Below are 24254 nucleotides of genomic sequence, written 5' to 3'. Positions count from 1 at the left end.
GCCGCGGAATCGCCGCCACCGCGTCAGTCGCGAACCCCCCGCCTCGTTCCCACCGCGAGCGAACGCACCTCAGCGGTTATGTGGGCTCGTTGAGAACATCGAACTATGTTCGACCGACTCCTCTTTCCGACGGACGGGAGCGACGGCGCGGACGCCGTCCTCGACCACGTCATCGACATCGCCGCCGCCCACGACGCGACCCTCCACTTGCTGCACGTCGCCCCGCCGGAGCCCGAGCGACGCCCGAACCTGCGCGACGAAGGCGACGGAGCGGCGGGCGAGCGCCGCCGAACCGACGGCGAGCGATTCGTGAGCGACGCCGCGGCCCGGGCGTCCCAGTCCGACGCGGCGGTCGTGACGAGCATCGAGCGCGGCGAGCCGTATCGGGTCATCACCGAGTACGCCGCCGAACAGGACGTCGACCTCGTCGCCATGCCGACCCACGGGCGGACGGGGCTGAGCCGCCTGCTCCTCGGGAGCACCACCGAGCGCGTCGTCCGACGGTCCGACGTGCCCGTGCTCACCGTCCGACCGGACGCGGCGACCGACCTCGCGTACCCCTACGCAGACGTGCTGACGCCCACCGACGGGAGCGCCTGCGCGACCGCGGCGGTCACGTTCGGCAGCGAGTTGGCGGCGGCGACCGACGCCGCGCTCCACGCGGTCTCGGTCGTCAACGTCGCCGCCTTCGGCGCGGACATCCGCGGGCCGCTCCTCATCGACGAACTCGAAGAGCGGGCGAGCGACGCGGTCGAACAGGCGGGCGACGTGGCGGCCGCCGCGGGCGTCGAGACGGTCAGGGAGTCCGTCGGCCGCGACGTGTCGATTCACCACGGCATCCTCGCGTACATCGACGAACACGACGTGGACCTCGTGGTGATGGGAACCCACGGCCACACGGGCTTCGACCGCTACATGCTCGGGAGCGTCGCAGAGAAACTGGTCCGAACCTCGCCGGTGCCGGTGGTGACGGTCAGAGAGCCGCGAGGCGAGTAGGTCGGGTCGTCGGGCGTCGGCCCGCGGTCGGCGGACGCCGGTCGCTTTCGCCCGTCAGCTCCGAAGCAAGCTCGTGACGCCCGCGGTCTCGGCGATGACCCACCCGACGAAGACGAGATACGCCGCGCCGAGCGCGTAGCACTCCACCCGCGAGAGCGACAGGTCCGTCCGGAGCAGGCCGAACAGCAGGACGGTCGCCAGCGTCAGCACGCCCAGCATGGGGACGGCGACGGCGAAGTCGACCGGGACGCTCCCGACGATGAGGACGCCCACGGGGATGGCGACGAGCAGGTCGAACGTGTTCGACCCGAGGACGTTGCCGAGGCTCGTCGCGCTGTTGCCGTCGGCGGCCGAGCGGACGCTGACGAGCGTGTCGGGGAGGCTCGTCGCGGCGGCGACGACGGTGACCCCCGCGAGGAACGTCGGGACGCCGAACGTCCCGCTGAGCGACTCGACGCTCCCGACCAGTTGCTCGACGCCGACGAGGATGACGAGGAGGCCGCCGAGGAGGCGCGCCCACTCGCGACCGATACCGTCAGCGACGCCGGCGTTCTCGGCTTCGTACTCCGAGACGTCCTGCCACTGGATGAACAGGTAGAGGCCGTAGAGGAAAAGCGGGATGAGCGCCACCGGACGGGTGAGCTGTCCGGTCAGCGCCGGGCCGTCGGGTACGGGGAAGTAGATAACCGCCAGCGAGAACGTGACGACGAGCGTGGCGACGGCGACCATGTAGAACTGCGCTTCCTTGTAGACGACCAGCCGGCTCGTTTCGAGGTCGCCGTCGGTGGCGAGCCCCGATAGCGCCGGAATCACGAGGATGTTGAAGATGGCCGAGCCGACGATTGCGCCGACGCCCATGTCGAAGACGCCCGCGGTGGCGGCGATGGCGACGCTGGCGAACTCGGGAAAGCTCGACCCGAGAGCGACGATGATGGAGCCCTGGACGACCGCGGGGAGGCCGTAGTACGCCGCGAGGTGGTCGGCGGACTCTTCGAGCCAGCCGCTGCCGACCCAGATGAGCCCGGTCGTCAGGAGAATCACGACGACGTTCGCGAGCGGCGACGACGGGACGAGACTGCCGAGGACCATTGGTACTCCCTTTCAGCGACGCGGAAAAAGAACCCACCGACACGGGGTGGTCGGCGGTGGGGGCCGGTCGGCGGGTGGCCCGCGGACTCGGTCGATGGCCCGCGAACTCAGACGGTCGTCAGTCGTCGCCGTGGGCCGATTCGGGCGTGAACGTGACGCCGCCGATTTCGATTTCGTCGGGGACGCGGTCGGTGTCGTGCGCGCCGACCGGAGGGAGGTTCGCGTCGGCCGCCGGCGACGCGTCGAGGTCGGTCGCGGACGCGATTGTCTCCATCTCGCCGTCGGCCTCGCGCGCGTCCTGGTCGATGCGCATCGAGCAGAACTCGACGCCGCACATCGAGCAGAAGCGCGCCTCCTTGTAGTTGTCGCCGGGGAGCGTCTGGTCGTGGTACGACCGCGCCCGCTCGGGGTCGAGCGCGAGGTCGAACTGCCGCGCCCAGTCGAACTCGTAGCGGGCCTCCGAGAGCGCGTCGTCCCAGTCGCGCGCGCCGGGGAGGTCGGTCGCTACGTCGGCCGCGTGGGCGGCGATTCGGTAGGCCGCGAGCCCCTCGCGCACGTCCTCGCGGTCGGGAAGCCCGAGGTGTTCTTTCGGCGTGACGTAACACAGCATCGCCGCGCCGGCGCGGCCCGCCTCGGTCGCGCCGATGGCGCTCGTGATGTGGTCGTAGCCCGGAGCCACGTCGGTGACGAGCGGGCCGAGGACGTAGAACGGCGCGCCGTCGCAGACGTCCTGCTGGCGCTCGACGTTCTCGGCGATTTGGTCCATCGGGACGTGGCCGGGTCCCTCGACCATCACCTGCACGCCGTAGTCCCACGCGGTCTGCGTGAGTTCGCCCAGCGTGTCGAGTTCGGCGAACTGCGCGTCGTCGCCGGCGTCGGCCAGACAGCCGGGTCGGAGGCCGTCGCCGAGCGAGAACGTCACGTCGTGCTCGGCGAAGATGTCGCAGATGTCCTCGAACGCGACGAAAAGCGGGTTCTGCTCGCCGTTTTCTTCCATCCACTGGGCGAGGATGGAGCCGCCGCGGGAGACGATGCCCGTCTTCCGGCCGTCGGTCAGGGGGAGGTGCTCCATCAGCACGCCCGCGTGAATCGTCATGTAATCGACGCCCTGTTCGGCCTGTTTCTCGATGATTTCGAGGAGCAGGTCGCGGGTGATGTCCTCGGGGCTGTCGACGCGCTTGACCGCCTCGTAGATGGGGACGGTGCCGATTGGGACCGGCGAGTACGCCACGTTCGCCTCGCGAATCTCGTCGAGGTTCGACCCCGTCGAGAGGTCCATCACCGTGTCCGCGCCGTAGTGGACCGCGGTGTGGAGCTTCTCCAACTCCTCGGTGAGGTCGCTCGTCGTCTCGCTGTTGCCGATGTTCGCGTTGACCTTCGTGGCGAACTCGCGGCCGATAATCATCGGGTCGAGCGAGTCGTGGTTGCGGTTCGCGGGGACGACCGCCTGGCCCTCGGCGACCTGCTTCCTGACGAACTCGGGGTCGCGGTTCTCGCGCTCCGCGACGCGTTCCATCGCAGGGGTGACGCGTCCCTCTCGGGCGTGCTGGAGTTGTGTCGACGCCATTGATTACCTAGTGATACAACTGGCTAATAACATTTGTGACAGCCGCGGCCAGCGGGAGATGGTCGTCGGAGAGGGCGACTCACGCCGGGTTCAACACGTCCACAGAACCCTCACGAGCATTGTCTGAGGCGGCGTGACACAGACGGCGACTCAATCTATCGAGTGACCAAGACGATGCCGACGACCGCGAACGCGATACCCGTGAGTTTCGTGAGTGTGAGGTTCTCTCCGAGAACGAGTATCCCGATGACGGCGGCGACGACGAAGTACATCGCACCGAGCGTGGAGACCACTGTCGTCGACCCATGAGTGAACCCGATATACATCGAAATGAGACCAATTCCGGTGAACAACCCGGCCACGCCGGCAAGGAGACCTCCCCTTGCGGTAACTGCGAGCGATGCGTCTGAAACGATGATGAAGCCGAATGCGAGGAGTGCCGCTACGAGATACGAAATCGCGGCGGCAGTCCTCGGGTCGATGGACTCCGACGCGGCGTTGCCTAAGATTATCCAAATCCCCCACGTCACCATTGTAACCAGGCCGAACAACACAGCCGAGTCCATCTCAGCGAATTCCATCTGTAACGCCTCACGTCGCCGTTCAAAAGAAACCGGACCTCGATTATGACTGGTGTATATAGGGGGCGGGCAGAGATGCCGGCACGGAGGTCCGTTTATTCTACCCCACCGACGCTGAACTAACTGCCGAGTAGCGCCTGTGGATCTATCGGCAGAACGGGTCCACGGTTAGCATTCGATGTCGGCAACCTGCGCCAACTGCGGTCGTTCGTCGATTGGATGGGAGTCCCAGAAATGGAATTGGAGACAGTAGTTCTCATCAAGCTCATCGACACCTGAGATGTCGACTCTCTCCGCGAAGTCCTTGACAACTCCGTGTACTGCGACCGGGGTGACATCTTTGTCTGGGGCTATCGTTACTGGCTCGTCAGCGCCCGCGTTGACACGATGCGACTCCCAGTCTAGCATGCCAGATTCGGTTTCGAGCGCGAGGTGGAACGTCTGCGCTCCGTCGTCCGTATTCCGGAGTTCGACGTTCACCTCTTGAAGGGATCCGTCGGACGTGAACGGGGCGATACAGCCGGAGAACCCGAACAACGTGGCGGTCGCACCGAGGAGGACGTGGCGGCGTTGCACACGTCCGACTACATCCGATATTAGTAAGTATGTTATCACTTCTGAACGATTCGATTCTCTCATACTGGGGACTGAGCCCGTGACCGATTCACAGAGATGCAAGGGGGAAGCCAACGGCTTCAGCCGTGGGTCACTGACACAGAAACAGTCGCCGAAACGTCGCCGGAAGCGCGCGTGAACCGCGCTACCGACTCGTCAGCTCACCCCTCGTAGCCGGCGTACTCCATCAGCTTCGCGAAGATGTCGGTGTCCATCGCCTCCTTGTAGACGACGCCGCCGAGCATGCCGCCGGGGTAGAAGTTCCCGTTCATGACGTGGTTGACCTTGTGGCAGTGCATGAGGTAGATGCCGGGTTGGGCGTCCGCCGTGAACTCGATGGTGTGGCGCTCCGCGGGCGCGATGTTCGTCACGTCCATGTCGTGGCGGGCGGCTTCGGGGACGACGCCGCCGTCCTTTTCGACGACCTGGAAGCGGTGGTTGTGGATGTGCATCGGGTGGCTCATGTAGCCCGCGTTGACGTAGTGGATGCGGACGGTGTCGCCCCGTTCGACGATGATGGGCGAGCCGTCTTCGGGGTGGAGCGTCCGCGGCGCGCTCTTGCCGTTGACGGTGAACACGTCCGGCTTCCGGTTCCGGGGGTCGTAAGCCACGTTCTCGCCGGCCATCTGCCGGGGGAGCCGCGAGTCCCAGTCGCGGACGGTCATGAAGTACTCCCTGTCGGCCGGTTCGTACCCCTTCGGGTCGACGCGGAGGATGCCGTACATCCCCATCTCGATGTGCCGATGGGTCTGGTAGTGACAGTGGTAGAGGTGCGTCCCGGGGACGTTCGCCGGGATGGTGTAGGTGTGTTTCTCGCCGGGGTCGACGCGGATGCCCGTCGTCGTCGGCACGCCGTCGTCCTTCCAGGCCTTGCGCACGCCGTGGAAGTGGACCGTGTGCGGGCGCATCCCGTCGGTGTTGTCCAGCGTGACCTCCATGTCGTTGCCCTCGGTCGTCCGGAGAATCGGCCCGGGGACGCTCGGCGCACCGTCGTCGGCGCTGAACGCCCACACCTGCGGGAGTTCGACCGGCCCCCCCATCGTTTCGAGGGGGTGCGCCGCGTGGCGCGCCGGCGCGCTCTTGAGGGTGACCTTCCCGCCTTGCTCGTCGACCTGCACGACCTCCGGCGGGCTGGTGTACGGCAGCGCCGACTCGCTCGTCTGGGCGACCGTCGTCTCGTCCGCGCCGACGGCGGCGTTGCCGTCGCCGTTCGTGGGCGCTGCGCACCCCGCGAGGCCGAGCGCTCCGACGCTCCCCGTTGCGGCGAGGAATTCGCGACGCGACACCGTCGAACCGGGTGCACCGACGTAGTTGCTCATTACAGTCGGTCGTTGGCCCGGGGGAGTGGAATACCGTCTCGCCGGTTCCCGTCTCTCAGTACGTGTCCGAACATGTTCGGCGCGGTCGATACGTACCGGGCGGGGCAACGGTCGAGTCGGGCGTCCCAGTGCGAATCGACGGCCATCGATTCGACCGACTCGACGCTGGTGCCCACACCTTTCATACGACCCGGTGGCGTATCGGAACCCGAACTGACGGCGCGCGCCGCGCCGAGCAACCCAAGCCTACGCAGATGTCGACGAATCCACTCTCAGACGCGCTCGAACCGGACTTCGAGACGGTGTTCGACGCCCTCACCAGCACGCAGTGTCGCGCCGTCCTCAAGCGGCTCGACGGCCCGATGACCGCCTCGGACATCGCCGCCGCGTGCGACCTCCCGCGCTCGACGGTGTACCGAAAGCTCGAACAGATGGTCGAGGCGGGGCTGTTGGAGAAACGCGACCGCGGCCGCGAGGCCGCCCGCTACGCGCTCGGCTTCGAAGAGGTGGTCGTCACGCGCGAACCGGGCGACCTCTCGATTTCCGTGTCGTCGCCGTCGCGGTCCGCCGCGGACCAGCTCTCGACGCTGTGGTCGGCCGTCAGCGACCAGACCGACGACTGAGAGTTAGACCGTCGCGTCGTCTCGCGCGAGAAACGCCTTCATGACTTTCCCTTCCGCCCGGTGGAGCTTCTCGCTCGTCGTCGACTTCGCCAGCCCGACGGCCTCGGCGAGCCCGGTGAGCGTGCACGTCCGTGGCGTGTCGTAGTAGCCCTCGGCGACCGCCGTCTCGAGGAGCGCGTACTGGTCGTCGGTGAGAAGCGACTCCGTGTCTATCGACTGGTGGATGGAGACGAGGTCGAACGGGATACCGAACTGGGTGAGCTGTTCGCCCAGCTCCGAGAGGTTCTCGCGCGGCGCGGTCACCTCGACGGTCACCTCGCCGTCGACGATGGTGATGGGCAGTTCCAGCGGGATGCCCACCTCGCTGAGCGTGAGAATCAACAGCGGCTCGGTCGTCTCGAACTGCACCAGCGCGCGCTCCGGCTGCGCTTCGAGAATCGTCACCGAGACGACCGACTCGTACTCGTCGATGGTGGTGACGACCGGCTCGATGTCGGCCGCCCGTATCTCGACGAGGCCGACGCCCGTCTCGTCGGCCGGCATCGCCGCGAGGACGGTGAACTCGGCGTCCGGATAGCGGCCCGAGAGGTCGGAAACCCAGACCTGCTCGGGGAGCGTGATGGAGAGTGTTACCCGGGGCATCGGTAGTGAAACGAACTCGTCCCCGCCGCACAAAGATAGTTCCGAACATGTTCGGCCATCGACCGCGGTTCGGGAACCACCGAGACGGGCTTTTCACCGGAACCCCGACCGTCGAGTGTCGAGCGGGGCGGGTCAACCGCCTCGCCGCCTCAATCATGAGTTCGAACGATTCCACATCTCCGACGCTCGGCCGGCGAACCGTACTTCGACTCCTCGGCGGCGCGGCCGTCTCCACGACCGCGCTGGGCGGCGTCGCCGACTCCGCGCGAGCGCAGTCGGGGACCGACCTCGACTCGTGGTTCGCACAGACCTCGAACTACGAGGGGGTGGTGGACGAGACGGGGAGTTCGACGGTGACGGTGACGGTGGGATCGCAGGCAAACGGCGGCGCGTTCGGCTTTGGCCCGGCCGCGGTTCGCGTCGACCCCGGAACGACCGTCGTCTGGGAGTGGAACGGGAAAGGCGGCTCGCACAACGTCGCCGCCAGCGACGGGAGTTTCGAGTCCGACCTCGTCGGCGACAGCGGCCACACGTTCGAGCACACCTTCGACACGGAGGGCGTCTACACCTACGTCTGTACGCCGCACGAGACGCTCGGCATGAAGGGCGCAGTCGTCGTCGGCGACGCCGGCGGCGCGACCGCGACCGAGGCGGCCGACTCGGCCGGTGAGGGCGATTCAGAGGCGTCTGCCGAGAGCGCCGGTGAGGGCGACGTTGACCTCGACGCGTGGTTCGAGAACACCTCGAACTTCGACGGCGTGGAGGGACAGACCGGTCTCCGGCGCGTGACGGTCGAGGTCGGTTCGCAGGCCAACGGCGGGGCGTTCGGGTTCGGTCCCGCGGCGATTCGCGTCTCGAAGGGGACGACCGTGGCGTGGACGTGGTCCGGCGAGGGCGGGTCGCACAACGTCGTCGCCGAGGACGGGAGCTTCGAGTCCGACCTCGTCAGCGCCGGCGACCACACATTCGAGCACACCTTCGAGGAGGCCGGGACGTACACCTACGCCTGCACGCCGCACGAGACGCTCGGGATGAAGGGCGCGGTCGTCGTCACCGACGACGAGGGCGGGTCGAACGAGCAGGTCGCCGAACCGTTCGGCGACCCCGAGACGGAGCGCCTCGGCGGCATCGCGCTGGCCGGGACGTTCGGCGCGATGCTGGCGTCGCCCGCGCTGTTCGGCGCGTTCATGTGGCTCAAAGGCGAGGGTGGCGAGTCGGCGGGCGAGACGTATCCGAAAGAGAAGTCGGAGTAGTCGCCCACGGCCCGGCAGCGCTTTCGAAGACTGGGCGACTGCGACGCGGTCGTCACGAGACGACGGCGACAACCCATCGCGGCGGTGTCGACGGCTCCCGGCGCTGTCGTCGGTCCAGAACATTGTTACTGCCGCCAACGTGTTGACAACTATGCGCCGCCGCGCGTTCCTCGCGTCCGCCCTGACCGCCGCCTCCACCCTGACCGCCGGATGTGGTTCCATCCGGTCGCCGACCGAACACACGGACCCGGTGGTCGAGCCCGACGACAACCCCCGAGACAGGGGAAAATACCTCCAGTTCGACGGGGATGGAGACGACGGAGACCTCGCCACCGTGGGCGTCGACCCCACGTCCGGGCCCCTCCCGAGACCGCTCGCCGTCTCGATTTCGCACTCTCGCGACACCGAACTGCGGTCGCTCACACAGCGCTTTACGGCACCCGACGGTGACGGGTCCCCGCCACGACTCTCGCTACGGGGGCCGTTCGAGGGTGGCCGCAGACCTCACCCGTCTGTGTCGCTGTTCCGAGACGAGACGGCCGCGGTCGTCGAAGTTCACCGGTTCGGCGAGCTCGCCGACGAGACCGCGTTTCTCAACCTCGCGGTCACCGAATGGCCGGAATCGGCCCGCAGGCTCGCCGTCGACAGTACCGTGGAACTCGTCGAGACGGGGGTTTTCGAGCACACGCACGTCCTCGACGGGGAGTTGGAATTCGACTTCTTCGCCGAACCGGACGCCGACGGTGAAACCGCTGGAACCCCGAGTTCGTCGGGGTAGCTAGACACCGGCTCGCCGCGAGTGCAGGCACCGGTCTGGACGTTCGAGACCGAGATGCGGCTACCCGACGAACACCCGCGTCACGTGCCCGCCGCAGCCGCACTGCTCGACGTACTCGTACGCCACGCCGTCGAACCGCTCCGCCAGCGCGTCGTAGAGGTACGTCTCCGGGTGGCCGTGGTCGCCGTGGGTGACGAGGTTGACGTGGTGGCCGGCGGTCGTGTGTTCGACCGCGGCGACCGCCTCCGAGACCACGAGGTCGCGGTCGGCGGCGTGCCGCGGGTGTTCGAGGTTCGCCGACCACGACGTGTCGTGGACGCGGTCGGTCGCAGAGTCGGGCGTTTCGCGGTCGTGGTCCGCGGGTCGCGAGTCGGTCGTCATCACACTTCGAGAGACGGCTTCCGACTCAAAGAGCGGCTATCCGAACATGTTCGTCCGGGCTGTGCGAGGCCGGGAAGCGCCGCGTGTAGCCTATAGCAGGCGTGTGAACCACGACGTGTATGGAGCTTCAACGCAAGACCATCGCGAAGGCAATCGTCGTCGTGTTCGTCTTCAACCTCGTCGTGATGGGCGCGGGCGCCTGGTTCGCCTACCAGGAGGCTCCGCCCATCCCCGACGAGGTGGTCGGACCCGACGGCGACGTCGTCGTCAGCGGCGACGTGATTCGAGAGGGCAAGACGGTGTTCCAGAAAGACGGCCTGATGAACCACGGGTCGATACTGGGCAACGGCGCGTACTACGGCGCGGACTACACCGCCGACGCGCTGGATTTGAAAGTCCAGTTCATGCGGAACTACTACGCCCAAGAGCGGTACGGTGAATCCTACGACGAACTCGACTCCGCCGACCAGGCCGCCGTCGCCGACGTGGTGAAATCAGACCTCGACGACAGCTACGAGGGCGGCGCGATTCAGTACACCGCGGCCGAAGTCTACGCCCACGAGCAGGTTCGTCAGGAGTACGTCGAGCGCTACCACGAAGGCGACCACGAGCGCGGCGTCCCCGCGAACATGATCGACTCCGAGGAGGAGGCGCGGGCATTCGCGGACTTCGCCATGTGGACGGCCTGGTTCTCCCACACCGACCGCCCTGACGGCACTCACTCGTACACGAACGACTGGCCGTACCAGCCCGGCGCGGGCAACGACGCCACCGCCGCCTCGATGACGTGGAGCGTCATCGCCATGGTGCTTCTCGTCGCGGGCGCGGGCCTCGGCATCTGGCTGTACAAGTCGGTCGAACTCCCCGAGCCGTCGGCCGAAGACATCACGGTGCCCGAGCCGGGCGACGTGAGCGTCTTCCCGAGCCAGCGGGCGGCGCTTCGGTTCATCCCGGTGGCCGCGGGATTGTTCTTGGCGCAGGTGCTGTTGGGCGGCCTACTCGCGCACTTCTACATCGAGCGCGCCGGGTTCTTCGGCATCGAGTCGATATTCGGCGTGCCCATCCTGCAACTGCTCCCGTTCGCCATCGCCAAGACGTGGCACATCGACCTCGGCATCCTCTGGATCGCCGCGACGTGGCTCGGCGCGGGGCTGTTCCTCCCGCCGCTTTTGACCGGCTACGAACCGCCGAAGCAGTCGACGTACATCAACGTCCTCCTCGGCGCGATCGTCGTCGTCGTGGTCGGCGGCCTGTCGGGCATCTGGCTGGGCGCGAACGGCTACATCGACGGCTCGCTGTGGTGGATTCTCGGCAACGAGGGGCTCGAATACCTCGAAGTCGGGAAGCTCTGGCAGTTCGGCATCCTCGCCGGCTTCCTCATCTGGGCGGGGCTGGCCGTCCGCGGCCTGAAGCCGCTTCTCGATAAGGAACCGCCGTACGGGCTGGCGCACATGATTCTGTACGCCGGCGGCTCCATCGCCCTCCTGTTCACCGCGGGCTTCCTCTTTACCCCCGAGACGAACATCGCCGTCACGGAGTTCTGGCGCTGGTGGGTCGTCCACATGTGGGTCGAGGGGGCCTTCGAGTTCTTCATCGTCGCCATCGTCGGCCTGACGCTGGTGTCGATGAACCTCCTGTCGCGCCGGAGCGCCGAGAAGGCGGTCATGCTCCAAGCGCTGCTCGTCATGGGGACGGGCATCATCGGCGTCTCGCACCACTACTGGTGGGTCGGCATGCCCGACATGTGGGTGCCCATCGGGAGCGTCTTCTCGACGCTCGAACTCATCCCGCTGGTGTTCATCCTCTACGAGGCGCTCGGGCAGTACCGCGCGATGTCGGGCGAGTCGTTCCCGTACCGCCTGCCGTTCATGTTCATCGTCGCCAGCGGCGTCTGGAACTTCGTCGGCGCGGGCGTGCTCGGCTTCTTCATCAACCTCCCGCTCATCAACTACTACGAGCACGGGACGTACCTGACGGTCGGTCACGCCCACGCCGCGATGTTCGGCGCGTTCGGCTTCCTCGCGCTCGGCATGGTCACCTACATGCTCCAGCTCTCCATCGACGCCGAGCGCTGGGACGGCTCGTGGCTGCACGCCGCCTTCTGGTGTTGGAACGTCGGCCTCGTGTTGATGGTGTTCGTCTCCGTCCTCCCGGTCGGCTTCCTCCAGTTGGAGACGGCGTTTACCGGGAGCTACGCCGCCGCCCGGAGCGTCGCCTTCTACGACCAGCCGCTGATTCAGACGCTGTTCTGGGCGCGGCTCCCCGGCGACTCCCTCATCATCCTCGGGACGGTCATCTACGCGGCCGACCTCGTCAGAAAGCGGTTCGTCCTCCGGCAGTCCGCCGACGACCCGAGCGTCGAGGACATGGCGGTCGCCGAGGGCATCCTGGGCGACGACTAACGGGGGAGGTTCTGTCGACCCGCTTTTTTGTGCTCGCCTGTTGAGGCCGTGCTGAATAGAGCGCGCATATCTCGCGATATTCTGTAGAGGTCAGGTATCAAGTCGACTAGGAAACCGAGTATATCTTATCTAGCGTCTGAAAACACAGTCATATCATGAACTTCGAAGACAGAGAACAGGTCTACGGACGAGACGACTACTACTGGGGAACAGAACCGAATCAAATGGCAGAAACGGTTGTAGAACTCACCTCTGGGAATGCTAACGAACTAACAGCGATCGATATTGGTGCCGGCGAAGGGCGAGATGCTGTCTTCTTCGCCCAACAAGGGTGGAACGTCTATGCGATGGACGTCTCCCCGAAAGGGTTGCAGAAGGCCGAGCGACTCGCTAACCAGAGAGGTGTCCCTCTCCAGACGATTCGGGCCGATGCAAATGACGTCTCTCTCCCGGAACCGGTCGATGTAGTGTATTCGGCAGGGGCCGTCCAGTACATTCATCCAACGAATCGCTCGCAGCAGTTCGACCACTTCAAACAGAACACGGCGGTGGGCGGGGTACACGCAATCTTTGCGTTCATCGATCATCCAGACGTGCCGACACCACCTGACTGGACGGAGAACGAATATTTCTATGCGCAGGGTGAACTCCTGAGCTATTACGAAGATTGGGAGGTCCTTCAGTCAGAAAATGTCGTCTTCGACGACGATTCCGGAGATGAACCACACCAACATGCTGCTGAAATATTATTTGTACAGAAATAGAGTCGGGGCCTTTTGAGTCTCTTTTTGCAGCACGACGGACAGCGATAACGTTCAGTGCCGATGCCCTCGGTTACAGGTCGCTGAATACGCCCTCTATATTCAGCACGCCACTCCTGTCGGGTTCCGAGGAGTTCGACGGAGTCACGTGTTCCGATTTATGCCGCCGGTGGACTCCCGACTCACTCCCACGCGAGCACCACCCCGGTCACGGCCCCGACGACGACCGTCCCGCCGAGCGTCGCAATCACGCCCAGCGCCCCGAGCAACAGCGGGACGACGAGAAACAGGACGACACCCCTCACAAGCGCCGCCACCGCCCCCATCCCGACCGGCGCTTCGAACGGATTGCCCTCCATCACGACCACCGCGAGTTCGAGCAGATACATCGGGACCGGGAGCGCGAGCAATCCCACGAGCCCACCGACGAGCGCGCCGCGGACTCGGGAGTTCGCCCCGCCGAGTCGCCGCCAGAGCAGGCTGGCGAGCAGACCGCCGCCGAGGAACCCCCCGGCGATGAGCACCGCCATCGGCGCGGCGGGGGCGGCCGGGTCGCCGCCGGTCAACAACGCGACGACCGGGTCGGCGAGAACGTACCAGAGCGCGAACGCGCCGCCCGCGAGAGCGAACGTCATCGAGGGGCGGCGGCGCGCGGCGGCGAGGAGTGGTGGACGGCCCATGCGAGAGATTCGTCGCACCGGAAGAAGAAGTTCGCGGCAGTCGAGAACCGACCGACTGCGGGCGGAAACAGACCGAAAAACGACGTGGCCGGACGCTACTCAACGACGACCGCGCCCTTCATCCCGAGCGTCTCGTGCGGCGTGCAGGCGTATCTGTACGTCCCGGCCTCCTCGAAGGTGTGTTCGAACGTGTGACCGCTATTGCCCGCCAACTCCGATTCGAACCCGCCGTCCGCGGCGGCGACGTTGTGCGACCCGCCTTTTCCGTTCCACTCCCAGACGACCGTGGTTCCCGTCGAGACCCGCACGGCGGCCGGGCCGAACCCGAACGCCCCGCCGTTCGCCTGCGAACCCACTGTCACCGTCACCGTCGAACTCCCGGTCTCGTCCGAGACGCCGTCGTAGTTGTCGACGTTGTCGAACCAGCCGTCGAACTGCGGGGCGCTCCCGCCGCCGGAACCGTCGTCGCCGCCGGTCGTGCCGCCGGAGTCGGTCGTCGGCTCCGCGGTCGATTCGGCGGTCGTCGCGTCGCCCCCGTCCGCTTCGGCCGCGTTCGCGGCGTCGTCGCCGGAGCCGGAACAGCCGGCGAGCGCCGTCGACAGCGCCGCCGTCGCAGTCAGTGCCGTAAAGCGCCGTCTCGTGAAGGTTGTGTCGCGCGTCATCAGCTACACCTCGGCGGCGACGGATGCAAGCGGTTATCCCGAACGTGTTCGGGGTTCTTCCCGTGCGCCGCCACTCCCGAGGCGTCAGTCGCCCGCCGACCGAGTCCCGGGCATCGGTCCGTCGTAGTCGGCGGGTACGTACCCACAGAGCGGGTCGCTTGCCAGCGGGTCGCCGGTGTGGGCGTACGCCCGCGACCGACTGCCGCCGCAGACGTGGCGGAACTCGCACGCGCCGCACTTCCCGCGGAGGGCGTCGCGGTCCCGGAGCGCCCGAAAGAGGTCGCTCTCGCGGTACCGCTCGACGAGTCCGCCGTCGCGGACCGAGCCGGCGGACGCGGGGAGAAAGCCCGACGGGAACAGCTCGCCGGTGTGGCTGACGAAGGCGAAGCCGTCGCCCGCGGTGATGCCGAGTCGGCGGCCGATGCCGTCGGTCGGGGGCGCGTCGCTCGCGTCCCGCCGGCGCTGGATGGCGACTCGGCGGTAGTGGGGCGCTTCGGTCGTCTTGACGCCGAAGGGCGCTTCTGCGCTCACCTCGGCCAGCCACTCCATGACGCGCTCGGCCCGCTCGGGGGAAATCGGGTCGAGGACGCGCCCGCGCCCGACGGGGACGAGGAAGAACACGGACCAGAGAACCGCCCCGAGGTCGGCCACGAGGTCGCAGAGCGCGGGGAGTTCGTCGACCGTTTCGGCGCAGACGGTCGTGTTTATCTGGAGCGGGAGGCCGGCCTCGCGGGCCGCGCGGGCGGCCGCGACGGTCTGCTCGAAACTCCCGTCTTCGCCTCGGAAGGCGTCGTGCGACGCCGCGGTCGCGCCGTCGAGGCTGAGCGCCATGCGCTTGACGCCCGCGTCGGCGAGGTCGGCGACCGTCTCGGGCGTCAGCGACGACGTCCCGCTCGGGGTGAGCGTCATCCGGAGGCCCAAGTCGGTCCCGTACTCGACGAGGTCCACGAGGTCCGAACGGGCGAGCGGGTCGCCGCCGGAGAGGACGACGAGCTGCCCGGGGCCGAACTCGCGGGCCTGGCCGAGCAGGCGCGTGCCCTCCGCCGTCGTCAGTTCGTCGGGGTGCCGTGCGGGCGTCGCGTCCGCCCGGCAGTGGTCGCACGCGAGGCCGCACGCCTGGGTGACCTCCCAGATGAGGACGAACGGCCGCCGCGAGGTGTCGATGCTCGACGGGTCAGGCGGGGCGGTCGCCGTCGGCGGCGCGTCCGCGTCGCTCCCCGTTCCCGTGTCGGTGTCGAGGTGTGGCGGTCGAGACATGGCTCTGGTCGGGTGGTTCGAGGGCGTGAAAGGTGAGCCACACCCCGAACGCGTTCGGCCGCAAGACCGGCGGCGACGGGACGAACACGTTCGGGGTGAACTTCCTGCTCCGGCGGCCCCACGACACCGGTATGGAGCACGAAGCGTACCTCGACGGACTCGACGCACCGAGCGAACGAGCGGTGAGCTTCCTCGACGTGCGGGAGCTGCCGCCGCCGGAACCGCTCACGGAGACGATGAACCGCCTCGCCGCACTCGACGGCGAAACCGTGTTCGTCCAGCTCAACGACCGCGAGCCGAAGTTCCTCTACCCGAAGCTCGACGACCGGGGGTTCGCCTACTGCTCGGCCGAGCGTGAGGACGGCGTCGTCACCGCGATTTGGGACCCCTGAGTCGTCGCCACCACCGACTCACCTCCAGCGTGCCCCTCGCTAACGTCGTCGTCGACACCCTTAGCGTCCCGAAACGTATCAATCGAGCCTAATTTGGCATAATCGTTAATGTAATAACTCCTCACGCGTTTGTACGTGGTATGAGTTCAGACCACACGAATACCACCCACTCCGAATGGTGCCCTGACTGCGGCTCCGAGATGGCCTTCACCGGCACGCAGCCAGCGGGACTCGCGCAGTTCTTCTGCGAGCAGTGTCGGTACCGCCGCGACCGGTTCGTCGGCGACGACTGAACCCTCGTTCGTCTTCTCGGGACTCGCGCACTCGGGAGCGACCGCGCCCGCTCGCGTCTCGCGGTGTGGTACGACTCGCGAAGATGTTCGGAGCGCGTCTCCCAACCGTACAACCATTGTTCGTTTATACCCGTGTTCGGGCACTCGATTCAACCGGAGGGAGACACAGATGCTATCTACGACTCGGCGACGGACGCTCCAGTGGCTCGGACTCGGCGGCGCCGCATCGCTCGCCGGCTGTGCGACGAAAGCGCCGACCGCCGCGCAGTCGCTCGACGGGACGGAGGAACCGACACAACAGCGTTCGACGAATCTGGTCGACCAAGTCGCGGCCGACCCCACTGATATCCCCGGACCAATCGACCGAAGCGAGCCCGCCGAGGTCGACGTGACGCTCCGGCCGGAGGAGGTGACCGCCGAGGTCGAAGACGGCGTGACGTTCACCTACATGACCTACAACGGGCAGGTCCCCGGTCCGTTCATCCGCGTCCGGCAGGGCGACACGGTGAACCTGACGTTCGAGAACCCCGAGGAGAACGCGATGCCGCACAACGTCGACTTCCACGCGGTCGCCGGTCCCGGCGGCGGCGCGGAGGCGACGATGACGAACCCCGGCGAGACGGCGCACCTGCGGTTCAAGGCGACCTACCCCGGCGCGTACATCTACCACTGCGCCGTGCCGAACATGGACATGCACATCAGCGCCGGGATGTTCGGGCTCATCCTCGTCGAGCCACCGGAGGGGCTTCCCGAGGTCGACCACGAGGTCTACATCGGCCAGCACGAACTCTACACCGACAAGGCCGCCGGCGAGGAGGGCCAGCACAACTTCGACTACGCGTCGATGCGGGACGAGGACCCAACGTACGTCCTCATGAACGGCGAGAAGTACGCGTGGACGCCCAACGGCCGGGGACCGGCCGCGACCGTCGGCACGGGCGAGACGGTCCGGGTGTACTTCGTCGACGGGGGGCCGAACCTCTCCAGTAGCTTCCACCCCATCGGGAGCGTCTGGGAGACGCTCTACCCGGACGGCTCTTTGACGACGGAGCCCCAGAGCCACATCCAGACGCGGCTCGTCCCGCCGGGGAGCACGACCATCGCGACGATGAGCTCGCCCGTCCCCGGCGACTTCAAACTCGTCGACCACTCGCTGTCCCGCGTCGCCCGCAAGGGTTGTATGGCGGTCATCCGCGCCGAGGGGCCGGAGGACCCCGAGATATTCGACTCCGACCCTGACCCGCAGTAGCGCCGTCGCACCGACTGGCAACCATTGATCGCTGTTTTTCGCCCGTCTCTGTCGAAACCTCTCGGTGTTGAGAGAACACGCGTGCAACGCTTAGAGGGCGATGTCAACGACCGAATACAACAGCACTTCCAAAGAGTATGAACAGTGCCCCGAGTACAACTCCACCAACGAGCGTTCCGGTTGTTGACGAGGCAACAAGCCCGAGAGTCGCTATCCCGCCACCGATGAGTATCCAACACAGGCCAATCCAGTGACGGCTAAGGCGTTTGAACCACGGCGAGATGCGAGGGGCAAGAACCTGTACAAGACCAATAAGGGCCAAAACGATTCCGGCGATAACTCCACCAGTATTGATCGGGTTCGTCAAGAATACGAAGACGCCGATGGCGAGTACTGCGACTAGCAGCGTACTCACGCCACCCCACACACCACCGAACTCGTCGTTGATGTCAGTCATCGATAGAGGGCCGATGCTGGTTGCAACGCATACGTGAACGAGTACTGATTGGACGTGTAATATATTTCGCCAGCGAGTCGCTAGTGGCCGACTCGCACTCTGTGTTCAGCGAGGCGTATTACACATCGTGGCGGTTGTCAGTCCCAGTAGGAATCAACCGATTCACCGGCGAGTCGTGCGCGGACGAACAGGTACGCGAAATGAACTGGGACGTAGCCGAGACAGAGAATCCAGCCCTGTGGCTTCGAGACTAAGTCCCATGTGCGTTCAACACCCCTCGTAGCATCCATCGAGAGCGTTTCCAAGCCGGCTATCGAATCAAGCGCAGATCCGACGACTATCACAAACACGCAGATGTAGAGGATAGCCACGGCGAGGATTTCGAGCGATTGGTGAGCACGCATCGTTCCGCAAGTGGTGTACCGTATATGCGGGCCGAAAATAAAGCCACTCTGAGGCCGGTTGGCATTCATCGTGTACCTCGACCGTTCCGACCGCAACGGAGCGCCGGCACCAACCGGTCGTCCCCGGACTGACCGGTTTTCTACCTGACGCTGTTGACCCCCGCCGGACCTGACAGAACCCGCATGTCGGAAGTGACTACCGAGAATCGGCCACAGCATTATCCCGTTCGCTTTCGAAGTGCCAAGGATGCCAGACGACAAACAGGGCCGAAACAAGCAAGCGGCCAACGAAGAACAGCGCCAGCGCGAACGAGCGCTCCAAGAGGCGCGTGACCGCGCCGACGAACCCGCCCCCGGGGAGCAGCTTGGGGACCTCGACGATGCGCTTGAGATTCAGGACTACCCGACCACGACGGAGCAACTCGTCGAGAACTACGGCGACTACGAGGTCGAAACGCAAGGAGGGTTGAAACCCGTCGACGAGGTCCTCGCTCCGGTTGACAACGAGCTATACGACTCCGCGGACGAGGTTCGCGACCGGATTCAGCGATTGATAAATCGGAGATGAGTGCGTCCGAAGCCGTCTCCGTCGTGGCGATATTTCGGTAACCTACGCTCCGAGCCGTGTCCGGTCCGTCTGTGCCACTCTTTGGCCCGTCCATACGTAGCTCCCGTCCCGCGACGACGAATTTTGACAGCACCGAGCACCATCGACTCGTGCCACGACCGCGACGGGCGCCGGCACCGAACGGTGCGTTGAACGTGTTCGGGGGTGGGCCTACGCCCGTGGCGACCCCATTTCGGACCATGCCAGACATCCCATCCCTGTTCGGCGGGTCGCGAGCCGACCGCTTCGACGATATCGACCAGTTCGTCCCGGAACACCTGCCCGACCCGGACGCCTTTCTCGACGGTCACCGCGTCCTCGACGGCGACGACCACGTCGCCGTCCACCGGGTCGCGCGCGACCTGTTCGAAGACCGCGGCGTCTACGACGTGACGTTCGGCTACAACCTCGCGCGGCTGAACCTCGACCGGCGACACCCCGAGGCGGGCTTTCGCTACGCGGAGGACCGCGACGACCCGTCGATTCTCCGCGCGGAGTTCACGCCGACGACGCCGTTTTGCCCGCAGTCGAAGACGCTCACCGTCGGCGCGTTTCGGGCGTGGAACGGCCTCGCCGACCGCCACGACTACGATCGCGTCCGGGTCCGCGTCGCGCCGATGCACCAGCAGGCCGACGCCATCAACGCGGAGCTCGACGCGATGGACGCGGGCGACGCCCAGGCGCAGGCGGAGACGAACGACTCGACCCGCGTCGCTGGAGCGCCAGCGGGCGAGCGCGACGACGAGGCCGAACCCGGAGCGGTTTCGCTGTCCGAGGAGTTCGAGGCGGCGCTGAACCGGCTGTCGGGCGAAAAGCAGTAGGCGTCCGTTTTTCGTCCGTCGTGACCCCGCAGCTCAGTCGTCACCGGCCGGCGCGAACACGAGCACTGCGGTACTATCGACTGGCGCGCGCGGCGAGATGTCGCGGTCGCCGCCGAACCGCAGCAGCTCCCCCGCCGCGACCTCGTGGGTCTCGCCGTCGAGCGCGAGTTCCATCCGGCCGTCGACGACGTGGAAGACGATGTCGAAGCCGGGGTGAGAGTGCGCCGGCACCTCGTCGCCGGCTTCGAGGCGGAGCCTGACGGTTTTCGGGCGGTCGGTCTCGAAGACGGGCGCGTGCATCTGCGGCGGGAGGTCGGCGAGCGCGGCGTGTTCTGGCATCACGGCTGGACTGTCGGCCGCGCGGTCGGTAAGCCTGCGGCCGAACGCGTTCGGGGGAGACACGACCGGGAGCGAACGAGCGCACGGCCGGCGAGGTGAGCGACAGCAGGTGCTATTTTGTTCTCCGCGGGCGATGGCCTGTTCGATGCCCTCCATCGTCGACGAAACCGTGTTCAGCGAGCCCTCCGGCGGCGTCTTCCCGGTCGTCCAGCTCTGCGGCGCGCTCGTCATGTCGGGTCTGTACTGGCAGTACGCCGTCGTGGACCAGTCCCTGTCTGGCGGGTGGCTCCTGTTCATGATAGCGGGGACCGCGCTGTCCGGCGTCGCCGAGTCGCTTCCGAACGATCGACGGCGAGAAGCCGGGGTCCTGCGTCTCGCGGCGGTTCTCGTCCTGACGTGTCTGCTCGCGATGCTCTTCCTCGCGCCCGAACTGCTCATGGAATGAAGGAGTCCGAGACGCGTCGCTGACGAATCGACTCAGTCCGCGCCGTCGTCCGCATCGGCGGCCGACGCGACTGCGCCGCCGACCAGCGACTGCGGGCTGTGGAGCCAGATGACCCGCAAAAGGTTCGCGGCGAACGCCGCGACGCCGACGAACACGAGCGTCCAGCCCGCCGTCTCGGCGGCCGGAGAGAGTCCGGCGAGGTCGTTCGTGACGACGACGGCGACCCCCGAGAGGACGAGGGCGAAGTCGAGGCGGGCGAGGCGGTCGCTGTAGAGGTCGTCGAGCATCGGTACGGGTTCGAGGCCGAGGCGGTCGCTGTAGCGGTGGACCCAGACGATGAAGGGGACGACGTGGTAGAGCGTCCCGAGCACGACGAAGCCGACGAACCCGAGGAGGAACAGCGAGTCGACCCCCGGCGTGCCGAACAGGCGGTCGCCGGCCAGCGGGGCCGCGACCCACGCGGGGACCGTCAGGACGGCCCAGGCGGCGAGCGCGACGGCCGCGACGGCGTACCGGGTGAGCATGGGCGTCCAGTCGACCGACGACTCGACGAGGCGGCGGGCGAGAATCGCCGCGACGCCGAGAAGCGAGAGGGCGACGAGCGCGCCGCCGACCCGCGCGAGCGTCGGCTCGGAGACGAGTCGCCCGCCGGCGAGCGCGACGACGCCCAGCGGGTAGCCGACCTCCTCGACGCGGCGGAGCCACACGTCGACGCCGCGGAGTTTCGTCTGGGTGAACATCGTCGCGAGTTGGTAGAGCGCGCCGACGACGGTCGTCACGACGACGCCGAAGACGGCGAGCGTGACGTGGGCCGCGCGGACGGTCCCGTGGGTCGCGCCGACGCCGGCGAAAAGCGGCCGCGTGAAGTCGACCGCGAGCAGGAACCCGAGCCCGGTGACGGCCACGAGAAAGCCGATTGCGAGGCCGAAGTGGCGCTCGGTCACGTCGAAGCCGTCGAGTCGAGAGAGCGTGCGCGCCATGTTGTAGGCGAACGTCCAGAAGCCGAGGAGGGCGGCGGCACCGAAGACCGGGAGCCACGCGAACGCGCCGAGGAGAAAGCACCCCGCGAGGCCGACGAGACCGACGCCGACGGCCCACAGTTGGGTGGTCGCGAGTCGTCGAGAGTAGAGGTCGACGCCGGACCAGACCGGGACGAACTGCGTCATCGCGCCCATGATGGTGACGCACACCCACCCCGCGACGAGGAGGTGGACGTGCGCGAGGCGGGCGGCACCGGGAGCGACGCCGACGGCGAGGCCGACCCGGAGGCCCACCGCGGCCGCGAGGAGGCCGAGCGCGACGACGAAGTGCCGGAGCGGAATCGTCATCGGTGGCTGTCGAGCCGTGTCGATGTCGGCGGGAATGGCGCTCATACGCGACCTAGCGCGGCGAGGAGTCCTACCGGTGACTCCGAACATATTCGTCGAGGTGGAGAAACGCGGGAGGCGGGCCGGAACCGCGGTCACGACCCGCGGCCGCGACGCTACTGCTTCGGGAACGTCGCCGCGAACTCGTCGGGGGCGCGCTGTTCGACGGTGTAGTTGTCGGCGTCGAAGGCGTCGACTTCCGCCTGCATCTCGTAGAACAGCGGCTTGGGGTCGTGGTCGTTGAGAATCGTCAGCGACTCGCCGGCGTCGAGGTCGTCGAAGGCGGCGTGAATCTTCGGATGGCGCTCTACCGGGGGGAGGTCGCGCACGTCGAGGGTGGTGTCTGCCATGCGTATCGTCCCTCGCGGGAGACCACCGAGTCGATTACCCCGAACACGTTCGCTCGCACGGCTGAACCGAATCGACACTACCCACTGCGGATGGCTAGTAAACATAATGATTCTGTGATTGTTCTCGGTGAAGAATACGTTCGTCGCCGAGCGTCGGGTGCTTTCGGACGGGAACTGGTTACTCCGGGAATACGCGGATGAAAGCGCCTCTATTGTGTGGGTGGGCTCTCGAAACACCCATTCGAACGACAGTTGGTTCCCGTGTGTCACCGACGAAAATCAGTCTGAGAGGTATATTTATAACGATTCAATATATTGTTTACTGGTAAGCCCGCACCAGCAATAACGAATTGGGCAGGGCACGGAACACACATGGTAGACACATACGTCGGTTCGATCGACCAGGGGACGACCGGAACGCGCTTCATGATCTTCGATCACAGCGGGCAGGTCGTCGGCAACGCCTACGAGAAACACGAGCAGATTTACCCGAATCCGGGATGGGTCGAACACGACCCCCTCGAAATCTGGGAGAACACGAAGCAGGTCATCGCGGACGGGCTGGCCGACGCCGGCCTCGACGCGGAGCAACTCGAAGCGCTGGGCATCACGAACCAGCGCGAGACGACCATCGTCTGGGACCGTGAGACGGGCAAGCCGGTCCACAACGCGCTCGTCTGGCAGGACCGCCGGACGACCGACCGCGTCGAGGAACTCCAGGCCGAAGACAAAGTCGAGTGGATTCGCGAGCAGACCGGCCTCGAAGCGGACGCCTACTTCTCGGCGACGAAAGTCGAGTGGATTCTCGACAACGCGGAGCCGCTGAAGCTCCAGAGTTCGCGCGGCGACGACCTCCGCAGTCGGGCCGAGGAGGGCGAACTCCTGATGGGTACCATCGACGCGTGGCTCATCTACAACCTGACGGGCAACCACATCACTGACGTGTCGAACGCCTCGCGGACGATGCTCTACGACATCGAGGCGCTCGACTGGGACGACGACCTCCTCGCCGAGTTCGACGTGCCCAAAGAGATGGTCCCGGAGGTCCGGCCGTCCTCGGACGAAGACCTCTACGGCCACACGGACGCCGACGGCTTCCTCGGCGCGGAAATCCCCGTCGCGGGCGCGCTCGGCGACCAGCAGGCCGCGCTGTTCGGCCAGACCTGCTTCGACGAGGGCGACGCGAAGAACACCTACGGCACCGGCTCGTTCTACCTCATGAACACCGGGACCGAGGCGGTCTCGTCCGACCACGGCCTCCTGACGACCATCGGGTTCCAACTCTCCGGCGAGCCCGTGCAGTACGCCCTCGAAGGCTCTATCTTCATCACCGGCGCGGCAATCGAGTGGCTCGAAGACGTCGACCTCATCAACAACGCCGCCCAGACGGCGGAACTCGCGCGCTCGGTCAAGTCCACCGACGGCGTCTACATGGTCCCGGCGTTCACGGGCCTCGGCGCGCCCCACTGGGACGGTCGCGCCCGCGGCACCATCGTCGGCATGACCCGCGGCACGCGGAAGGAGCATCTCGTCCGCGCGACGCTCGAATCCATCGCCTACCAGACCCGCGACGTGGCCGAGGCCATGGAGGCCGACTCGGGCGTCGAACTGAACGCGCTCCGCGTCGACGGCGGCGCGGTCAAGAACAACTTCCTCTGTCAGCTCCAGTCCGACATCATCCAGACGGACATCGCCCGGCCGGAGGTCGACGAGACGACCGCCCTCGGGTCGGCGTACGCCGCCGGCCTCGCCGTCGGCTACTGGGACACGGTGGACGAACTCCGCGACAACTGGCAGGTCGACCGCGAGTTCTCGCCCGAGGCCGACGCCGAGCGCGTCGACAAGCTGTACGACCGCTGGCACGACGCGGTCGACCGCTCGCTCGACTGGGCGCGCGAAGACGAAACCGAGGGGGACGAGTGAG

Annotated in this window: 28 protein-coding genes; 13 read left to right on the top strand and 15 right to left on the bottom strand. The window is 66.6% G+C overall.

Going from position 1 to position 24254, the window contains the following annotated elements:
* Positions 1–105: 105 nt before the first annotated feature.
* Complete coding sequence (locus tag C5C07_RS13660; protein WP_115805283.1) at positions 106–996, top strand: universal stress protein; 891 nt, start codon at positions 106–108, stop codon at positions 994–996.
* Between the two features lie 54 nt (positions 997–1050).
* On the opposite strand, the gene C5C07_RS13655 is transcribed toward C5C07_RS13660, so the two are convergent.
* From C5C07_RS13655 to C5C07_RS13635, 5 genes are all read right to left on the bottom strand, one after another.
* Positions 1051–2085, bottom strand: coding sequence for a sodium:calcium antiporter (locus C5C07_RS13655; RefSeq protein WP_004976121.1), 1035 nt, complete (start codon positions 2083–2085; stop codon positions 1051–1053).
* Positions 2086–2203: 118 nt separating this feature from the next.
* The gene (gene thiC / locus C5C07_RS13650) at positions 2204–3652 is read right to left on the bottom strand and encodes a phosphomethylpyrimidine synthase ThiC (RefSeq protein ID WP_115805282.1); all 1449 of its coding nucleotides are present in this window, start codon (positions 3650–3652) and stop codon (positions 2204–2206) included.
* A gap of 155 nt (positions 3653–3807) precedes the next feature.
* Positions 3808–4233 carry an EamA family transporter gene (locus tag C5C07_RS13645; protein ID WP_115805281.1) on the bottom strand — a complete coding sequence of 142 codons (426 nt, stop codon included), beginning with the start codon at positions 4231–4233 and terminating at the stop codon, positions 3808–3810.
* 168 nt (positions 4234–4401) lie between these two features.
* Positions 4402–4809 carry a hypothetical protein gene (locus tag C5C07_RS13640; protein WP_233510389.1) on the bottom strand — a complete coding sequence of 136 codons (408 nt, stop codon included), beginning with the start codon at positions 4807–4809 and terminating at the stop codon, positions 4402–4404.
* A gap of 200 nt (positions 4810–5009) precedes the next feature.
* On the bottom strand, positions 5010–6167 hold the full coding sequence (locus C5C07_RS13635; protein WP_004976108.1) for a multicopper oxidase domain-containing protein: 1158 nt from the start codon (positions 6165–6167) through the stop codon (positions 5010–5012).
* Between the two features lie 254 nt (positions 6168–6421).
* Here C5C07_RS13635 and C5C07_RS13630 point away from each other — a divergent pair, with 254 nt between their 5' ends.
* On the top strand, positions 6422–6790 hold the full coding sequence (locus C5C07_RS13630; RefSeq protein WP_004976107.1) for a helix-turn-helix domain-containing protein: 369 nt from the start codon (positions 6422–6424) through the stop codon (positions 6788–6790).
* 3 nt (positions 6791–6793) lie between these two features.
* Here C5C07_RS13630 and C5C07_RS13625 read toward each other — a convergent pair whose 3' ends face one another.
* The gene (locus C5C07_RS13625; RefSeq protein ID WP_115805279.1) at positions 6794–7432 is read right to left on the bottom strand and encodes a helix-turn-helix domain-containing protein; all 639 of its coding nucleotides are present in this window, start codon (positions 7430–7432) and stop codon (positions 6794–6796) included.
* 155 nt (positions 7433–7587) lie between these two features.
* Between C5C07_RS13625 and C5C07_RS13620 the strand changes: the two genes are divergently transcribed.
* Positions 7588–8685, top strand: a complete 1098-nt coding sequence (locus tag C5C07_RS13620) for a halocyanin domain-containing protein (protein WP_049905160.1) — start codon at positions 7588–7590, stop codon at positions 8683–8685.
* A gap of 151 nt (positions 8686–8836) precedes the next feature.
* The gene (locus C5C07_RS13615) at positions 8837–9463 is read left to right on the top strand and encodes a hypothetical protein (RefSeq protein WP_199522738.1); all 627 of its coding nucleotides are present in this window, start codon (positions 8837–8839) and stop codon (positions 9461–9463) included.
* A 60-nt stretch (positions 9464–9523) separates the two neighbouring features.
* On the opposite strand, the gene C5C07_RS13610 is transcribed toward C5C07_RS13615, so the two are convergent.
* Entirely contained in the window at positions 9524–9844 is a 321-nt protein-coding gene (locus C5C07_RS13610; RefSeq protein WP_115805278.1) for a CGCGG family rSAM-modified RiPP protein, read from the bottom strand.
* Between the two features lie 119 nt (positions 9845–9963).
* Between C5C07_RS13610 and C5C07_RS13605 the strand changes: the two genes are divergently transcribed.
* Both C5C07_RS13605 and C5C07_RS13600 read left to right on the top strand, forming a co-directional pair.
* Positions 9964–12246, top strand: coding sequence for a nitric-oxide reductase large subunit (locus C5C07_RS13605; protein WP_004976097.1), 2283 nt, complete (start codon positions 9964–9966; stop codon positions 12244–12246).
* A 155-nt stretch (positions 12247–12401) separates the two neighbouring features.
* Positions 12402–13010 carry a methyltransferase domain-containing protein gene (locus C5C07_RS13600; RefSeq protein WP_049905145.1) on the top strand — a complete coding sequence of 203 codons (609 nt, stop codon included), beginning with the start codon at positions 12402–12404 and terminating at the stop codon, positions 13008–13010.
* Between the two features lie 179 nt (positions 13011–13189).
* On the opposite strand, the gene C5C07_RS13595 is transcribed toward C5C07_RS13600, so the two are convergent.
* The 3 genes from C5C07_RS13595 to C5C07_RS13585 form a co-directional block, all read right to left on the bottom strand.
* The gene (locus tag C5C07_RS13595; RefSeq protein WP_004976093.1) at positions 13190–13687 is read right to left on the bottom strand and encodes a hypothetical protein; all 498 of its coding nucleotides are present in this window, start codon (positions 13685–13687) and stop codon (positions 13190–13192) included.
* A 95-nt stretch (positions 13688–13782) separates the two neighbouring features.
* Positions 13783–14349, bottom strand: a complete 567-nt coding sequence (locus C5C07_RS13590) for a halocyanin domain-containing protein (protein WP_004976090.1) — start codon at positions 14347–14349, stop codon at positions 13783–13785.
* A gap of 84 nt (positions 14350–14433) precedes the next feature.
* Positions 14434–15606 (bottom strand): TIGR04053 family radical SAM/SPASM domain-containing protein, encoded by a 1173-nt coding sequence (locus C5C07_RS13585; RefSeq protein WP_004976088.1) that lies wholly within the window; start codon positions 15604–15606, stop codon positions 14434–14436.
* 32 nt (positions 15607–15638) lie between these two features.
* Between C5C07_RS13585 and C5C07_RS13580 the strand changes: the two genes are divergently transcribed.
* The 3 genes from C5C07_RS13580 to nirK all read left to right on the top strand — a co-directional run bounded on the left by C5C07_RS13580 (position 15639) and on the right by nirK (position 17540).
* Positions 15639–15998 carry a DUF2249 domain-containing protein gene (locus C5C07_RS13580; RefSeq protein ID WP_004976086.1) on the top strand — a complete coding sequence of 120 codons (360 nt, stop codon included), beginning with the start codon at positions 15639–15641 and terminating at the stop codon, positions 15996–15998.
* Between the two features lie 140 nt (positions 15999–16138).
* Positions 16139–16291 carry an HVO_2142 family zinc finger protein gene (locus C5C07_RS21320; protein WP_008096193.1) on the top strand — a complete coding sequence of 51 codons (153 nt, stop codon included), beginning with the start codon at positions 16139–16141 and terminating at the stop codon, positions 16289–16291.
* A 169-nt stretch (positions 16292–16460) separates the two neighbouring features.
* Positions 16461–17540, top strand: a complete 1080-nt coding sequence (gene nirK / locus C5C07_RS13575) for a copper-containing nitrite reductase (RefSeq protein WP_004976083.1) — start codon at positions 16461–16463, stop codon at positions 17538–17540.
* A 103-nt stretch (positions 17541–17643) separates the two neighbouring features.
* Here the strand turns inward: nirK and C5C07_RS21055 are convergent, their stop codons facing one another.
* Both C5C07_RS21055 and C5C07_RS13570 read right to left on the bottom strand, forming a co-directional pair.
* Positions 17644–17997, bottom strand: coding sequence for a hypothetical protein (locus C5C07_RS21055; protein ID WP_147299499.1), 354 nt, complete (start codon positions 17995–17997; stop codon positions 17644–17646).
* Between the two features lie 137 nt (positions 17998–18134).
* Positions 18135–18401: a hypothetical protein gene (locus C5C07_RS13570; RefSeq protein WP_049905144.1), complete on the bottom strand. Its 267-nt coding sequence runs from the start codon at positions 18399–18401 to the stop codon at positions 18135–18137.
* A 247-nt stretch (positions 18402–18648) separates the two neighbouring features.
* Here C5C07_RS13570 and C5C07_RS13565 point away from each other — a divergent pair, with 247 nt between their 5' ends.
* Positions 18649–18969 (top strand): hypothetical protein, encoded by a 321-nt coding sequence (locus C5C07_RS13565; RefSeq protein WP_004976068.1) that lies wholly within the window; start codon positions 18649–18651, stop codon positions 18967–18969.
* A gap of 239 nt (positions 18970–19208) precedes the next feature.
* Complete coding sequence (locus tag C5C07_RS13560) at positions 19209–19829, top strand: hypothetical protein (RefSeq protein WP_115805277.1); 621 nt, start codon at positions 19209–19211, stop codon at positions 19827–19829.
* A 33-nt stretch (positions 19830–19862) separates the two neighbouring features.
* Here the strand turns inward: C5C07_RS13560 and C5C07_RS13555 are convergent, their stop codons facing one another.
* Positions 19863–20168 carry a cupin domain-containing protein gene (locus C5C07_RS13555; RefSeq protein WP_004976066.1) on the bottom strand — a complete coding sequence of 102 codons (306 nt, stop codon included), beginning with the start codon at positions 20166–20168 and terminating at the stop codon, positions 19863–19865.
* Between the two features lie 145 nt (positions 20169–20313).
* On the opposite strand from C5C07_RS13555, the gene C5C07_RS13550 reads away from it, so the two are divergent.
* Positions 20314–20613, top strand: a complete 300-nt coding sequence (locus C5C07_RS13550; protein ID WP_004976065.1) for a hypothetical protein — start codon at positions 20314–20316, stop codon at positions 20611–20613.
* Positions 20614–20645: 32 nt separating this feature from the next.
* Here the strand turns inward: C5C07_RS13550 and C5C07_RS13545 are convergent, their stop codons facing one another.
* Complete coding sequence (locus tag C5C07_RS13545) at positions 20646–21986, bottom strand: hypothetical protein (RefSeq protein WP_004976063.1); 1341 nt, start codon at positions 21984–21986, stop codon at positions 20646–20648.
* A 110-nt stretch (positions 21987–22096) separates the two neighbouring features.
* Entirely contained in the window at positions 22097–22330 is a 234-nt protein-coding gene (locus tag C5C07_RS13540; RefSeq protein WP_004976062.1) for a DUF2249 domain-containing protein, read from the bottom strand.
* Between the two features lie 372 nt (positions 22331–22702).
* Between C5C07_RS13540 and glpK the strand changes: the two genes are divergently transcribed.
* On the top strand, positions 22703–24253 hold the full coding sequence (gene glpK, locus C5C07_RS13535; RefSeq protein WP_050459369.1) for a glycerol kinase GlpK: 1551 nt from the start codon (positions 22703–22705) through the stop codon (positions 24251–24253).
* Position 24254: the final 1 nt, after the last annotated feature.

The sequence above is a fragment of the Haloferax sp. Atlit-4N genome, from assembly GCF_003383025.1.
Taxonomy (GTDB): Archaea; Halobacteriota; Halobacteria; order Halobacteriales; family Haloferacaceae; genus Haloferax; species Haloferax gibbonsii.
Note: the sequence above shows the minus strand (reverse complement) of the source record. Positions and strands in the feature narration are given on the sequence as shown.